This is a genomic window from Dinghuibacter silviterrae (genome assembly GCF_004366355.1).
GTDB classification, from domain to species: domain Bacteria; phylum Bacteroidota; class Bacteroidia; order Chitinophagales; family Chitinophagaceae; genus Dinghuibacter; species Dinghuibacter silviterrae.
The window spans coordinates 1,023,582-1,039,072 of record NZ_SODV01000002.1 but is presented as its reverse complement, the minus strand read 5'-3'; the positions used below and the strand labels follow the sequence as shown (position 1 = coordinate 1,039,072).

Sequence of the window (15,491 nt, the reverse complement as noted above, 5' to 3'; positions counted from 1 at the left end):
AATCTGAAGATTTATGTTTTTTCTTTGCACCCAAGAAACTAAATAACACCATCATGAGTCTGAAGAAACTGCTTTTGACTATTTTGGTTGCCTTGGGCCTACCTACCTTGCTGCTAGCTCAAGAAACCACCTCCGGCGTCTCGGGGAAAGTCACCAACAGTAAAAATGAAGCACTGGGCGGGGCCACGGTCACCGCCATCCACGTTCCCTCCGGTTCCAAATACCATGCGTTGACGCAACCGGACGGCGCCTTCCATCTTTCCAACATGCGGGTCGGCGGTCCCTACAGGATCGAGATCTCTTATGTGGGCTATGGCACAAAAACATTTACGGACCTTACCCTCCAGTTGGGATCTCCCCTGGACCTGACGGTCACCCTGGCGGACGCCTCCCAAACGATCAGCGAGGTGACCATCACCGGGTCGAGGAACAAGAATGCCCTGATCAGCCCCGAGCGGATGGGCACGTCTACCAACTTTTCCCTCCAACAACTGAGCATCCTCCCGACCACGGGGCGTAACGTCGATGACTTCACAAGGCTGGTGCCCCAGGCACAACCCCGCAAGAGTACGGTGGACGGCAGCACCCTGGGTGTCTCTTTCGCTGGGGAAAGCAACAAGTACAACCAGTTCACGATCGACGGCGCCAACGCCACCGACGTGTTTGGTCTGGCGGCCAGCGGCACCAACGGGGGTCAGGCTTCTTTGAACCCCATCCCTTTTGACGCCATCGACCAGGTACAAGTGATCCTGGCGCCCTATGACGTGACCCTGAGTGGTTTCGTCGGTGGCGGCGTCAATGCCGTCACGCGTTCAGGGACCAACACCCTCCACGGTTCGGTCTATGGGTTTAACACCAACCAGTCCTTCGTGGGGAAACAAGCCGTCACCGGCAACTCTTACGGGAATTTCAAGGACTGGACCTATGGCGCCCGTCTCGGTGGCGCTTTCATCAAGAACAAATTGTTCTTCTTCGTCAACTATGAAGGAGAACGCAAGTCCAACCCGGTTTCCTACATGCCGGGCAGCGCCACTTCCCAGATCCGCACCACGGCCCTGGACAGCATCACCTCTTTCCTGAAGAACGAGAGCGCTCACCCCGGCTGGAGCTACAATCCCGGCGCCTACAACGGGTTTAATACCGACAAACACTCTGATGCCGTATTTGCCCGCATCGACTGGAACATCGACGAGAAGAATAAGCTGACCATCCGGCACAGCCTGGTGAAGGGGTACAACTTCATCTTCTCCGACGCTGCTTCCAGCGCCTATTTCTACAACACGGGTTACCGTTTCAACTCCACGAACAATTCGACCGTCGTGGAATTGAACTCCAATATCTCAAACAAGGTATCCAACGTACTTCGCGGTACCATGACGATCACCAGGGACAACCGGAAGACCCCCGGCACCCTGTTCCCTTACGTCAAGGTGTCCGACAACGGCGCGACCTATTACTTCGGCACGGACGTGAGCTCACAGGCGAACTCCCTGGGTCAGAATACCTACACCATTACGGACAACCTCAACCTCTACGCGGGTAAAAATACCTTCACCTTCGGGACCGACGACGAGTTCTATCACTCGAAAAACGTCTTCCTGCAAGGGATCGTAGGGAGCTACACCTATGCCAGCCTCGCCAGCTTCTTTGCAGACGCCGGTGGTTCCGCCACGGCTTACCCGACGGCCTATTCCACGGTGTATTCCACCGACAAGAGCAACCCCGAGCCGGCGGCCAAGGTGTCCGCAGGCCAGTTCTCCCTGTACGCCCAGGACGCCTACCAGGCAGCCCCCAACTTTAAGCTGACGCTGGGGATCCGCGCCGACGCGCCCACGTTCTTTACCAAACCCGCGGACAACACCACCTTCAATTCCACCTCCCTGGCCACGAGCAACGGGGTCGCCACCAACCAGGTCGCCAAGACCGCGGTCGTGCTTTCTCCCCGCGTCGGTTTCAACTGGGATGTGAAGAACGACAAGCAAACGCAGATCCGTGGCGGTGTCGGCATCTTTATGGGCCGCACGCCCTTCGTCTGGCTGTCCAACCAGTACAGCAACACGGGCATCGGGACAATCTCCGGTAGCCTGAACGCCGCCCAGGTCGTGACCGACAACGTCCACTTCAACCCGACCAGCCCGTACCAGCCGGCGCCCTCCGGGATCCCCCTCGTCATCAACGTCACCGACCCGCACTACAAATACCCCCGCAGCCTCCGCAGCAACCTGGCCATCGACCAGCGCCTGCCCTGGGGGCTCGTCGGTACCCTGGAAGGCATTTTTACAAAGACCATCCAGGACATCAGCTATCAGGACCTGAACCTCGCGCCCTCCCAGTATACGCTGGTGCTCGGGAACACCACCCGCCCCTTCTACGGTTCGCGGAACAATGCCAGCTACGCCAACGTCCTGGAACTGACCAACACCAAACAAGGGTACGGGTACAGCATCACCGGCAAGATCGAAAAGCCGTTCAGCCATGGCTGGACCGCCAGCGTAGCCTACAGCATCGGCCACTCTTACGCAACCAACAACGGGACGTCTTCCGTCGCCCTTTCCAACTGGAGGTATGCCTACAACGTCAACGGCCTGAACAACCTGAGCCTGGGACACAGCAACTACGACCCCGGGTCCCGCGTCATCGCCTATGTGGGCAAGCGCTTCGAATACGGCAAGATCTTCTCCACGAGCCTGGGTCTGATCTACTCCGGTACCTCTGGTCAGCGCTTCTCCTATGTATACTATGGGAACATCAACGGGGACGACGGTTCCACGCTGAGCGCCCCGACCAAACCCAGCACCGCCGGTGGGGCCGACCTCATCCAACTGCCCGGCGACTCCACGCAGTTCGTCGCCCACGGCGGCCTGACCGCTACCCAGCAGTGGACCGCTTTTCAGCAGTTCGAGAATTCGACCAAATACATGCGCAAGCACATCGGTCAGAATACAGCCATCAACGGCGACATCATGCCCTGGGAAAACCACTTCGACCTGAAGATCGCCGAGTCCATTGCGTTCTACAAAGAGCATACGCTGACGATCACCCTGGACATCTTCAACGTAGGCAACCTGGTCAGCAAGACCTGGGGCCGTGCCTACTACCTGAGCAACCAGGAAAGCCAGCCCCTCAACGTCGACCACTTCACGGTCAGCGGCAACACGGTTAAACCCTACTACTACTACACTCCCCAATACGGTCTTAACGCCCAGACGGGCAAGCCCTGGGGATATGCCGACTACGAATCCCGCTGGAGCATGCTCCTCGGATTGCGGTATAGCTTCTAAGTATCATACCTATACAAAAAGGGGGTGTCTCATGAGGAGACACCCCCTTTTTTTTGCGCTCTAACAATTTGATAATGTGCTTAATTAACGATCTCTTAAATTAATTGTTTTCTTTGCGCCTCGAAACTAAAACTTAATATCAAATTATGAGATTGAAGAAGCTGCTGTGCACCATCATGGTCGCGCTCCTCATGCCATGGGCTCTCCTGGCGCAGGAAACGACTTCAGACATGCAGGGACGGATTACGGACGGGACCAACGGCCTGGCGGGTGCTACCGTCATCGCCCTTCACGTTCCCACCGGTACCAGGTACTCCACGACAACCCGTAAGGACGGACGTTTTAACCTCTCCAATATGCGCATAGGCGGCCCGTACACCATCACGGTCACCTACACGGGCTACCAGGAACAAAAACAGGAAAACGTAACCCTCGTCCTTGGCCAAACATTTTTTGCGGACTATTCGATGGTACAGGAAACCAAGCAGCTCCAGGAGCTGGTGGTGACCGCGACCCGCCAGAACAAGATCTTCAACACCAGCCACACCGGTCAGCAGGAGATCATCACCCGCACCCAAATGGAACAGCTCCCGACGGTCACCCGTTCGATCCAGGACTTCACGAGGCTGGAACCGACCGCTAACGGTCTCAGCTTTGCCGGGACCAATCCCGGCATGAACAACGTGACGGTGGACGGGGCTGACTTCAACAACTCCTTTGGTCTGTCCAGCACGCTGGGGGGCCAGGCAAACGCCCAACCCATCGCCCTGGACGCCATCGACCAGATCCAGGTCAATATCTCCCCGTATGACGTCCGCGAAGGCGGTTTTACCGGTGCCGGTGTCAACTCCGTTACCCGCAGCGGGACCAATAAATTCCGGGCAACCGCTTATGACTATACCAAAGGGCCCGGCAACATCGGATACCACGTCGACAACATCATCATCCCGCGGACGCCCTTTAACTATAACGTCCTCGGCGCCAGCCTGGGTGGCCCCATCGTGACCAACAAGCTGTTCTTCTTTGTCAACGCCGAAGAAGACCTGCAATCTGCGCCCTCCACCAGCTATGTGGCCTCTACCAACAGCAACCCTCCGTCGCAGGGGTCCGTATCCACTGCCAATTACGATTCGCTCAATGCCATCGTACAATACCTCAAAAATAACGGCAAGGGTTTTAGCTATGACCCCGGTGCTTTCGAGAAGTACTCTTTCAAAACCAACAGCTACAAGGTCAACGCGCGCGTCGACTGGAACGTCAATGCACACAACGTCCTGACGCTGAAATACAACTACCTGAAATCTTACGCCGACCAACCGGTCAGCAACAGCCGCGCGGTGGGTGGCAGCGGCCTGGTGACCACGCAAACCGGAGCCGATGCGAGTTTCTACTCCCTGCCTTTCGAGGGCAGCAGCTACCGGATCAACAATGACCTGAACATCTTTATCGTTGAACTGAACAGCCGTTTCGGTAATTCCGCGTCGAACAAATTCCAGGTCGGGTATACCCGCGAACGTGACTTCCGGACGTCCCTGTCCTCCTCCAGCACTTTCCCGCTGGTGGACATCCTAAACAACGGACAGTACTATACGACCTTCGGGTATGAGCCGTTCACGTACAACAACAAGCTCTTCATGGACTCGTACCAGCTGACGGACATCTTCTCCCTGTACAAAGGGGCTCATGAAATCACGTTCGGCACGCAGAACAGCTATAAAAAGTACCAGAACGCCTTCGCACCCTCCTGGAACGGTGTATACCAGTTCGCCAGCCTGGACGCCTTCTTAAACGGGGCCAACGCGGAATACTATGCACAGGACTACTCCACCCTTCCGGGCGGTGCCTTCCCCTGGGCGTACGCCGGGGCCACGAACCTGAGCCTTTTTGCCCAGGACAAATGGCGTGTTACCAATTTTTTCACCCTGACCTACGGCATCCGTGCCGACTATACCACCTACCAGAACAAGTTCACGGACAACCCGCACTTCGACGCCCTGACCTTCCTGAACGGCGCCCAGTATAACGTGGGGTCCGCACCGAACGGCTTCCTGGTAGTATCCCCCCGCGTCGGCTTCAACTGGGACGTCAAACACGACCGGACCTTGCAGATCCGTGGCGGCGCCGGTGTCTTCGAAGGCGCCCCGCCCTTCGTCTGGATCGAAAACCAGGCTGCCAACAACGGGGTACAGATCGGTTCTTTTACCGAAAGCAATGTGCCCTTCTTCCCCACGGCCCAACAAGGTCTTAATTATTACCTGACGTCCAAGGGCCTGAGCCAAACCTCCACGCCGACCGGTTACTCGGTCAACGTTGCAGCAAAGGACCTCAAATACCCGACGAAATTCCGCGCCAGCCTTGGTATCGACAAGAAACTCGACAACGATTGGGTGCTCACGGGTGAGTTCATCTACTCCAAGGACATCCACGGCACCTACATGTACAACGCCAACCTGAACGAATCCCACGGTTTCGCCATCACCAACGGGGACGTCGCCAATGGCGGTGATACCCGGACGCGCTTCCTGACGACCACGGCGGGCAGCAACAAGTACTACTACCAGGCCACCAGCTTGAGCAATCCCAACCTTGGTTCGGTCATCGTCCTGGGCAATACCTCCAAGGGGTATTCTTACTCCGCCGTCGCGCGTATCCAGAAAAACTTCCGCAACTTCAACGCCAGCCTGTCCTACGCGTACAACAACACGATGACCGCCATGGAGAACGGAAGTACCGCCTTGAGCCTTTGGGCGGCCAGGCCGGTGTCGAATACCGATCCCAACAAAGCTACCCTGGCGCACCCGAGCTGGTACCAGCCGCACCGTGTCATCGCCAGCGCCAACTACAAGATCCCCGAGGGGAAATTTACCTCCACTACCCTCGGCGCGGTTTTCGAGGCAGCACCGGCCGGCGCGACCTCGTACGTCTATAACGGCGACCTGAACGGGGACGGTAATTCCAGCAACGACCTGATCTATATCCCGAAGTATGCAAAGGACATACAGCTGATCGACGTCGGATCCATCTCCGCCGCGAACCCCAACGGGGTCACCATCGGTACGGCTTCCGATCCCCGGACTTCTGCGCAAATGTGGACCCAGCTGAACAATTTCATCAGCCAGGACCACTACATGAACAGCCACCGCGGCCAGTATGCCAAGGCGAACGCGGTTACCCTGCCGTACTACAAGCGGCTTGACCTGCACATCGCCCAGGACATCTTCTTCTCGACCAGGAAGGGTGGTGACAAACACCAACTGACGCTCAGCCTGGACCTCGTCAATGCCGGTAACTTCCTGAACAGGTACTGGGGGCTGCAGAAAAGCGCAAGCAGCACCAACTTCATCAAATTCGAAGGGATGGCCAGCGATGGCAAAACGCCCCTGTTCTCGTTCCCTTATGCGGACGCCAAGAACCAGGTTCCCCTGGTCAATTCCTTTAGCTACAACACGGCGCTTACGAGCACTGCCAACGGCCAAACCTTCTACGGTTCCAGGTGGCAGATGCAGTTCGGCTTCCGGTACACGTTTAACTAGTCGTTCGATCCGATCTGTTCTATAAAGAGGGGGTGTCTCATAAGACACCCCCTCTTCTTTTTTGGGAGTCACAATTCCATAATATATATAAACAAAAAATTAGATTATATTCGGAATACTACTCAATCAAACCTAGCTCTCGCATGAAAAACAAACTCACGGCCTTTTTGCTGCTGATAGCGGCAATGGCCTCCTGCCGGAAAGACGGCAACCAAACCACCTCCACGTCCACGTCTTCTCATCCTCTCCCCTTACAGTATCATCCCGCCGAACAGGCTTTCCCCGGTATCCAGGGCCAGGTCATCGGCATACAGCACGGAACGGACAGTATTTATGTCGAGAAAAAAGGCGGCTATTACGTCTGGATGGGTGACATCATCCTGGATGAAAAAGGCTTCAAGGCCCTGCAAAAACCCGAAGGGATCACCACCGACAATACCTTCACGGAAGATCCCTCGACCCTATGGCCGAGCGGACAGGTCTTTTATACCATCAAATCGGGTTTCAGCGCCGCCGAACAAACGGCCATCACCGACGCCATGACCAGCTGGCAAACGAATACACCCATCCGTTTCACGGCAAGAACGAACCAGACAAACTATGTGCTGATCGAACCGGGTGCCACCGGAAGCGGCTTCGGTTCCAGCGGCATAGGGATGACGGGCGGACAACAAACCATCAGCCTGGAATCCGGGAACGTGAACAACCCGATTACCGCCGGTGTGGTGATGCATGAGATCGGGCATACCATCGGTTTTTTTCACGAACAATGCCGTGCCGACCGGGGAGATTGGATCAATGTCAATTACAACTTTATATATCCGAATAACTCGTCCAATATCTATCAATATCAAACCTATTACGAAAGGAACCAACTGGGATGGCAAATCTCTCAACTCGATTTCAATTCCATCATGATGTATTCTTCCTTCGATTTTTTGCAACCCGGCACCACCAACTATCCCATGACCGATTTGAACGGGAATCCCTTTTTCAGCCAGCGGGATTTCCTGTCGGCGGGAGATATCGCCACGGCCTTTTATATGTACCACCCCGTATACGTGCGGGTCACTTATACCACCACGGATAGCGAGGACGACCTGACCTATGTATACAACGCGGGAACGGTAACCGCCAACTTCTATTCCGATGCCGCAGGGACCGTCCCGGCTACCCTCACATACCCACTCCTGTTGAACATTGGGGTTACCTCCACCAACGACTGTCAGTCTTATGTAACGGAGAACACCAACATCATCATCAACGCCGGCAATCCTGGTACCGTGTCCATAGGGCAGTTCCAGTACACCAACACCTATGATGCCAACGAAGACCCGATCTCGTGCAGCAGCTCCACCGCGGGCGTGGCGCCGGGGGTCGGCTACTGGCAAATTAATTAATATCTAAAACCTTTCGCTTCTCATGAAAAACAATTTCCCAGCCTTATTGCTGCTGGTAGCGGCAATGGCTTCCTGCCGGAAAGACGGCAACCCGCCTGTTTCTACGCCTTCCCAAACGTTTACGCTCCAGCAGCACCCGGCCGAGAAGGCCTATCCGGGGATTCAGGGGCGGGTCATCGGTATACAGCATGGGTCAGACAGTATCTTTGTGGAAAAAAAAGGCGGGGGGTATGTATGGATGGGGGACATCCTGCTGGACGAACAACACTTTAACGCCATGAAAAAATCAGGCACCATCACGACCGACAGGACCTTTACAGAAGACTACACCCGCCTGTGGCCCAGCGGACAGGTATTTTATGCCCTCGATCCGAACTTTACCGCGACAGAACAAGGGTTCATAAACGATGCCATAGCCGATTATCAAAATAATACACCGATTCGGTTCACCGCCCGGACAAACCAATCCAATTACATTTACATCCAGCGGGGCGCCACAGGGACCGGTCTCTATTCCACCAGCATCGGCATGGCGGGAGGACAGCAAATCATCAATCTGGAAGGAGGGATGTTCGGGCCGGGTGAGATCGAGCACGAAATGGGGCACGCCATCGGATTTTATCATGAACAGTGCCGAACGGACAGAGACGTTTGGATCAATGTCAACTACAACTACATATACCCGAACACCCAGTCCAATATTTATCAGTACCAGACGTACGACGAAATAGGCTCCAGCGGGTGGCAGATCGATCAGTTCGACTTCAATTCGATCATGCTTTATTCTTCCTACGACCTGGTGCAACCCGGCACCAACAACTATCCGATGACGCTGACGAATGGGCAGCCCTTTAACAGCCAGCGGAATGCCTTGTCTGCCGGTGACATCGCCACGGTTTTCTACATGTACCAACCGGTGTATGTGAGGGCTACCCTGAACTATACCGACGACGAGAATGATCAAACCTACCAACATTCGGAGGGAACGGTCAGCGTTAATTTCTACTCGGATGCTGCCGGAACGGTTCCCGCCACCCTTACTTATCCGCTCGAATTGAATTATGCGGTGGTTACCACAAGCGATTGCTCGGGTACGATGGGTGTAGAAAATACCTTTACGATCATCCCCGCGGGAAACCCGGGCACCGTGACCATCGGGAACTTTTCGATGACCTATACCTATGATTCCCAGATGGACCCGCTCACCTGTTACAGCCAGACTACCGGGGTGGCGCCAGGTGTGGGTTATTGGCAGATCTATTAGCCGCTTCGAGCATCAGCAGGTCCGCCAAAACGATGGCCGTCATAGCCTCCACGATCACCGGCGCCCGAAGGGCGACGCAAAGGTCGTGGCGGCCTTTGACGGAAAACGGTTCAACCTGGCCGGTTTCCCAGTTGAGGGTTTGTTGTTCCTTGGGGGTGGAGGAGGTGGGTTTAATAGCAATCCGGAAAACGAGCTCGTTCCCGTTGGTGATGCCGCCTACGATCCCACCGGCGTGGTTGGTGCGGGTATGGCCTTCGGCGTCCAGGATGGCGTCGTTGTGCTCGCTGCCGAACATACGGGCCGCGGCAAAACCGGTCCCGAATTCGATACCGCGGACGGCGGGGATGGCCATCATGGCATGCGCCAGCAGGGATTCGGCAGAATCCCAGAAGGGTTCGCCCAACCCAATGGGGAGCCCGGTCGCGCGGCATTCGATGATACCGCCGACGGTGTCTTTGGCGTCGATCGCCCTTTGAAGACCGCGTTCCTGGTCGGGTTCGCCGGCGACTTCGGCGATCACTGCGGTGATGGTCGCTTGTGCGAGGAGCTTTTTTGCGATCACGCCCGCGGCGACGATCCCCGTGGTGAGGCGGGCGCTGAAGTGGCCGCCTCCCCGGTAGTCTTCGAAGCCCCCGTATTTATGGTGGGCAACGAAATCGGCGTGTCCCGGTCTGGGTGTAGCGCGTTGTTTCTCGTAGTCCCCGCTGCGGGTATTGTTGTTGTCAAACAGGATGGTGATGGGCGCTCCGGTGGCATGGCCGTTGAAGATCCCGCTTTTGACATGAGGGATGTCGTCTTCCTTTCGGGGTGTGGTGCCCTTGGCGCCGGCTTTACGGCGTTCCAGGTCGGGGGTGAAATCGGTCTCTTCCAGGGGAAGACCGGGCGGGCACCCGTCGATGGTCACACCCACGCAGGGGCCGTGGGACTCGCCGAAAATATGTACCCGGAAGATGCGTCCAAAACTGTTCATACGTTCGAATTTACAGGTACCCCCCACGCGCGGAGGTGGTCATAGAAGTCGGTATACGATTTGTTGACGGCCTGGGCCTCTTCGATGACCACCGGTCCATCGGCGCCCAACGCTGCCACGGCGCAGGCCATCGCGATCCGGTGGTCGTGACGGGAGTGTACCCGGGCGGCCTTGACGCCGGTACCCCCGTGGATCCGCATCAGGTCCCCCTCCACGTCGATGCGTATACCCATTTTGCCAAATTCCTGCTGGAGGGTAGTGGCGCGGTCGCTTTCCTTATGCGCGAGGCGGCTGGCGCCTTTTACTATGGTCTGCCCGTCCGCATAAGCCGCGAGCGCCACCAGAGGCGGAAAAAGATCGGGACAATCGGTGGCGTCGAACGCGAAGGGTTTCAATGGCTGTGACGAAATGAGGATCTTTTCTTTCGATACATGCATGTTCACACCCGAATCCTGCAAAGCATTCAGGATCGCTTTATCGGCCTGGGTGGAATGCGGGTCGAGCCCGCGGACGTCGACATTCCCCGCCACCGCGCCGGCGACGAGCAGGAACGCGCCTCCACTCCAGTCGCCTTCCACGGTATAGTGAAGGGTACCGGGTTGTGCCTCTGCTTTTCCAAAATGAAACGTCCGGTGGTCCCGGTGGGTCACGTTCCATCCAAAGTCTTTTAGGACGCTTAGGGTGAGGTCTATATAAGGTTTGCTCTTGAGGTTGTCCACGGTGATGACCTCGTCTTGTGCGCCGGAAGCGGCGTACGCCATGAGCAACCCGGTCAGGAACTGGGAGCTGAGCGAGCCGTCCACGGTGATCGGGGCGGGTTGCAGAGGCCCCTGTATGGACAAAGGCAACCGCCCTCCATTGGACGTGATCCTTATGCCCAATTGGGGGAAGATCTCGTCGAAAAAATGCAGGGGCCGGGTAAGCAGGCTTCCTTCCCCGTCAATGTGCAAGGGAAGGTCGCTCATTGCGGCGATGGGTGTAAACATCCGGACACCCAACCCGGATTCGCCGCAATTGATCTCGGCGCTTCGGGGATGGACGCCCAGGCTTTGGATGTTCAAAGAGTTGTCTGTTCGCTCTATTTTGGCCCCCAGTTTCTGTATGGTATCGATGGCGGCCCGGTCGTCGTTGGAATGACCGGGGTTGTGCAAAACGGTCAACCCTTTGCGCAAGAGCGCGGCGGCACAGGCCCTTTGCATCGAGCTCTTGGAAGCAGGTGCATACATGGGCCCGGCGACCCGGGAGGGTTGTATGGAAACGATCATGATGTCACGAATTCAATGAGTAAAGACTGAAGCCCTTCGAGGGGAATGGACTGGATGATCCCCTGGCCTATTTTATTGAGCAGGATGTAGTTCATGGCGTCAGCGGCCCGTTTTTTATCCATCTTGAGGATGTCCCAGGCCTTATCCACGTCGAAGACGGCATAGGTAGGCAACCCGTACTTTTCTAAAACATCCACGACGCGTTCGGTCTGTGTGAACCCGGTGAGCCGGGCCGACAGATGACAGGCTACCGTCATGCCGATGGACACGGCGTGCCCGTGGGGGAGGTCGTACATGTTCTCTATAGCGTGGCCCAGTGTATGGCCGAAGTTGAGGAGCTTGCGTTCTCCCTGCTCGAACTCATCGGCCTGGACGACCTTGGTCTTCAGCAAGGCGTTGCGCCGGATCAGTTGGGCCAGCAACGCTTTGTCGCGTTTGAGCTTGGCGAGCGTATTCTCCTCCAGCAGCTTGAACATGGGGGCGTCTTTGATACAAGCGTGCTTGATCACTTCCGCCATGCCGTTGATCCACTCGGATTCCGGCAGGCTTTTGAGCAGGTCTATGTCGTACAACAGGAAAGACGGTTGACGGATCAACCCCACCATGTTTTTATAAATGCCTACGTCGATCCCGTTTTTCCCACCGATGCTGGCATCCACCATGGCCAGGATGCTCGTCGGGATAAAACCGAATTGGAGCCCCCGCATATAAATGCCCGCTACATAACCGGTGAGGTCCGTGATGACGCCTCCACCCACGCCCACGATCCACCAGCTTCGGTCCGCCTCGAAGTCCAGGAGCTGGTCGATGATGGCGTTGACCGTTTCCTGAACCTTGTACTGCTCACCCGGCTTGAGGACGATGGTGTTCCAGTCGCCAAAGAGGGCCTGGTGGTGGGCGAAGACGTGCTCGTCGGTGACCAGCACGGTCTTCGCCCGGGGTACAAGCTCCTCCAGCCGGCGGGCGGAGGTATCGAAATAATAGTCACAGGAAGCGTTGGAAAAGGAGACTCTAGTCTTCATTCATCACTTTGTTCTGATGACGGATGCTCTCCAGGTGCACTGCATCGAAATACTTGGTGATAAACTCCTTGCCCAGACCCTGTTTCTCCCCTTTGCGAACGGCGCGTTCGAGGATTTCATTCCAGCGGCTGGTCTGGAGGATGGTGATGTTGTTCTCCTTTTTGTATTGTCCGATCTTCTCGGCGATCTTCATGCGCTGGGCCAGCAGGCTCAGGAGTTCGTCGTCGATGTGGTTGATCTGTTCGCGCAGCTTGGCCAGGGCGTTGAGGAATTCCTCGGCCTGGGTGCTTTCGTGCCTCCACTTGATGGAGTCCAGCATCTCGGCCAGCTTCTCCGGCGTCACCTGTTGCTTTGCATCGCTCCAGGCTTTGTCAGGGTCGATATGGCTTTCGATCATCAGACCGTCGTACCCTAAGTCCACGGCCCTTTGGGCGGTATCCTGGAGGATGTCCCGGCGGCCCGCCATGTGGGAAGGGTCGCAGACCATGAGCAACTCGGGGTTGCGCCGGCGCATTTCGATACCCAGGTGCCACATCGGGGCGTTGCGGTATTCCGTATTCCCGTAAGAGCTAAAACCCCGGTGGATCAGACCGATGGTCTTGATCCCTGCCTTGGCCACGCGTTCAACGGCGCCGGTCCACAGCTCCAGGTCGGGATTGATGGGGTTTTTGATCAGGACGGGTACGTTGGCACCCCTCAGGGCGTCGGCGACTTCTTGCACGCTAAAGGGGTTGACCGTGGTGCGGGCCCCGATCCAAAGGATGTCCACTTCAAAGTGGAGGGCGTCCTCGACTTGTTTGCCCGTAGCCACTTCCACCGCGGTGGGGAGGCCGGTGAGCTTCTTGGCCTGTTGCAGCCAGGGAAGCCCTTTGGTGCCTATGCCTTCAAAACTGCCCGGACGCGTACGGGGTTTCCAGATACCGGCCCTGAGGGCGTCTACCTTGCCGGTAGCGGCCAGGCGGGTGGCGGTCGCCAGCACCTGTTCTTCCGTCTCCGCGCTGCACGGACCGGAAATGATGAGGGGTCTCTTGCTCAACACCGCCGTTATGTCGACCGGTGTGGTTACTGTCGCTTCCATATATGTAGTTTTACCTGTTTGCTTCGTTCATGCGGATCTTCCGACCCTTAAAGGTTTTTCCGTCTATGGCCCGGATCATTTTCGAGGCCGATTTCTTGTCCACTTCCACCCAACTGTTCATTTCCTTGAGGTCGATACGGCCCAGGACTTCTTTGCGCAGGTCGCTCATGTCCAGGATGAACTGGAGGAAGCTGGCCTTATAGAATCCGTCTTTGATCCCCAGGTTGATGAAGAGCTTTGTGAATTCGCCATTGCTTTCAAACCTTCTCCGGTCGCCGCCTCCGCTTGCAGGCGCGAAGTCCCGGCCGCCGGCGGTGCGGGGCGCTTTGATATCGCGCACATTCAAATCGGCCGCGTTCTCGTAGTAGCGTAAGAAGCGGTCGAATTCAAGGGCGGCAAAGCGTTTGACGATCTCTTCCTTGGAAATATCGGCGAACTTCTCCTCGATCATCGGTACAAAGGCCTCGTAGTCCCCATGGCTGGTATCGGCGTTGAGGATCCGGTCCATGAAATAGTAGAACTGTTTCCGGGTGACGTCTTTCCCCGTGGGGATGTCCATCTTGTTCAACCGGATCTGGTTTACGCGCTCGATTTGTTTGAGCTTGAACGTCTCCCTGGAATGGACGATCGACAGGGCGATCCCGTTTTTCCCCGCCCGCCCGGTACGGCCGGTGCGGTGCGTGTATACTTCTACGTCGTCGGGTAACTCATAGTTGATGACGTGGGTGATGTTGTTCACGTCGATCCCCCGGGCGGCCACGTCGGTGGCGACAAGCAACTGGAGGCTTTTGTCCCGGAACTGGCCCATCACCTTGTCGCGTTGTACCTGGGTCAGGTCCCCGTGAAGGGCGTCAATGTCGTAACCGTCCCGGACCAGCTTTTCCGCGATTTCCTGGGCGTCGAGCTTGGTGCGGGTAAAGATGATTCCATACATCCCCGGGTTAAAGTCGATGATCCGCTTGAGGGTTTCGAACCGGAGCGGTGCGGACGTCACATAGTATTGGTGGTCGATGTTGGCGTTCGCCGTGTTCTTTTTCCCCACCGTCACTTCCACCGGTTCCTTCATATACCGCTTGGATACCTGGCGAACGGCGTCCGGCATCGTGGCGCTGAACAACCAGGAGCTTTGCCGGTTGGGCGTGTTCTGGAGGATGAATTCGATGTCGTCCCTGAAGCCCATGTTCAGCATCTCGTCGGCCTCGTCAAGGACGACATAGTGGATGTTCTGGAGGTCGATCGCCTTGCGTTCGATGAGGTCGATGAGACGGCCCGGGGTGGCAACCACGATCTGTACGCCTTTGCGGAGGTCCTTGATCTGGAGGCCGATGGACGCACCGCCGTAAACGGCGGTCACGTGCATGCCGGGTATGAATTTCTTGAATTGTTCAATCTCGTTTACGATCTGCAGGCAGAGTTCGCGAGTGGGGCAAACCACCAAGGCCTGCGGATAGCGCTTCTCGACTTCCAACAGGTGCAGCAAAGGCAGGCTGAACGCAGCCGTCTTTCCCGTCCCTGTCTGTGCCAGCCCGACAAAGTCCTTTTGCCCGCCCAGGAGCACCGGGATCGCCTTTTCCTGTATCGGCGTCGGTGTCTCAAAACCCAGGGCGTCTGTGGCTTGTATCAGTCTGGCATCCAGTCCCAGCGCTTCGAATGTACTCATTAGTCAAAAATTTGTGTA

Annotated in this window: 9 protein-coding genes; 4 read left to right on the top strand and 5 right to left on the bottom strand. The window is 56.5% G+C overall.

Features of this window, described 5'->3' with window-relative positions; translation table 11 throughout:
- The first annotated feature begins 53 nt into the window (after positions 1 to 53).
- The 4 genes from EDB95_RS21580 to EDB95_RS21565 all read left to right on the top strand — a co-directional run bounded on the left by EDB95_RS21580 (position 54) and on the right by EDB95_RS21565 (position 9,478).
- Positions 54 to 3,281, top strand: coding sequence for a TonB-dependent receptor (locus EDB95_RS21580; protein ID WP_133997120.1), 3,228 nt, complete (start codon positions 54 to 56; stop codon positions 3,279 to 3,281).
- 146 nt (positions 3,282 to 3,427) lie between these two features.
- Positions 3,428 to 6,814, top strand: coding sequence for a TonB-dependent receptor (locus EDB95_RS21575; RefSeq protein ID WP_133997117.1), 3,387 nt, complete (start codon positions 3,428 to 3,430; stop codon positions 6,812 to 6,814).
- A 143-nt stretch (positions 6,815 to 6,957) separates the two neighbouring features.
- On the top strand, positions 6,958 to 8,214 hold the full coding sequence (locus EDB95_RS21570) for a M12 family metallopeptidase (protein ID WP_133997114.1): 1,257 nt from the start codon (positions 6,958 to 6,960) through the stop codon (positions 8,212 to 8,214).
- Between the two features lie 22 nt (positions 8,215 to 8,236).
- Positions 8,237 to 9,478 (top strand): M12 family metallopeptidase, encoded by a 1,242-nt coding sequence (locus EDB95_RS21565; protein WP_133997111.1) that lies wholly within the window; start codon positions 8,237 to 8,239, stop codon positions 9,476 to 9,478.
- Here the strand turns inward: EDB95_RS21565 and EDB95_RS21560 are convergent.
- Genes EDB95_RS21560 through EDB95_RS21540 form a run of 5 tightly spaced genes read right to left on the bottom strand, consistent with a single transcriptional unit; the run spans position 9,435 to position 15,473 of the window.
- On the bottom strand, positions 9,435 to 10,448 hold the full coding sequence (locus EDB95_RS21560; protein ID WP_133997108.1) for a chorismate synthase: 1,014 nt from the start codon (positions 10,446 to 10,448) through the stop codon (positions 9,435 to 9,437). The two genes, EDB95_RS21565 and EDB95_RS21560, sit on opposite strands and share 44 nt — an antisense overlap.
- Positions 10,445 to 11,713, bottom strand: coding sequence for a 3-phosphoshikimate 1-carboxyvinyltransferase (gene aroA, locus EDB95_RS21555; protein WP_133997105.1), 1,269 nt, complete (start codon positions 11,711 to 11,713; stop codon positions 10,445 to 10,447). The genes EDB95_RS21560 and aroA overlap by 4 nt, the downstream gene beginning before the upstream one ends.
- Positions 11,710 to 12,735 carry a 3-dehydroquinate synthase gene (aroB, locus tag EDB95_RS21550; protein WP_133997102.1) on the bottom strand — a complete coding sequence of 342 codons (1,026 nt, stop codon included), beginning with the start codon at positions 12,733 to 12,735 and terminating at the stop codon, positions 11,710 to 11,712. Before aroB ends, aroA begins: the two co-directional genes overlap by 4 nt.
- Positions 12,725 to 13,813 (bottom strand): chorismate mutase, encoded by a 1,089-nt coding sequence (locus EDB95_RS21545; RefSeq protein WP_133997100.1) that lies wholly within the window; start codon positions 13,811 to 13,813, stop codon positions 12,725 to 12,727. The genes aroB and EDB95_RS21545 overlap by 11 nt, the downstream gene beginning before the upstream one ends.
- 10 nt (positions 13,814 to 13,823) lie before the next feature.
- Positions 13,824 to 15,473: a DEAD/DEAH box helicase gene (locus EDB95_RS21540; protein WP_133997098.1), complete on the bottom strand. Its 1,650-nt coding sequence runs from the start codon at positions 15,471 to 15,473 to the stop codon at positions 13,824 to 13,826.
- Between the last annotated feature and the right edge of the window lie 18 nt (positions 15,474 to 15,491).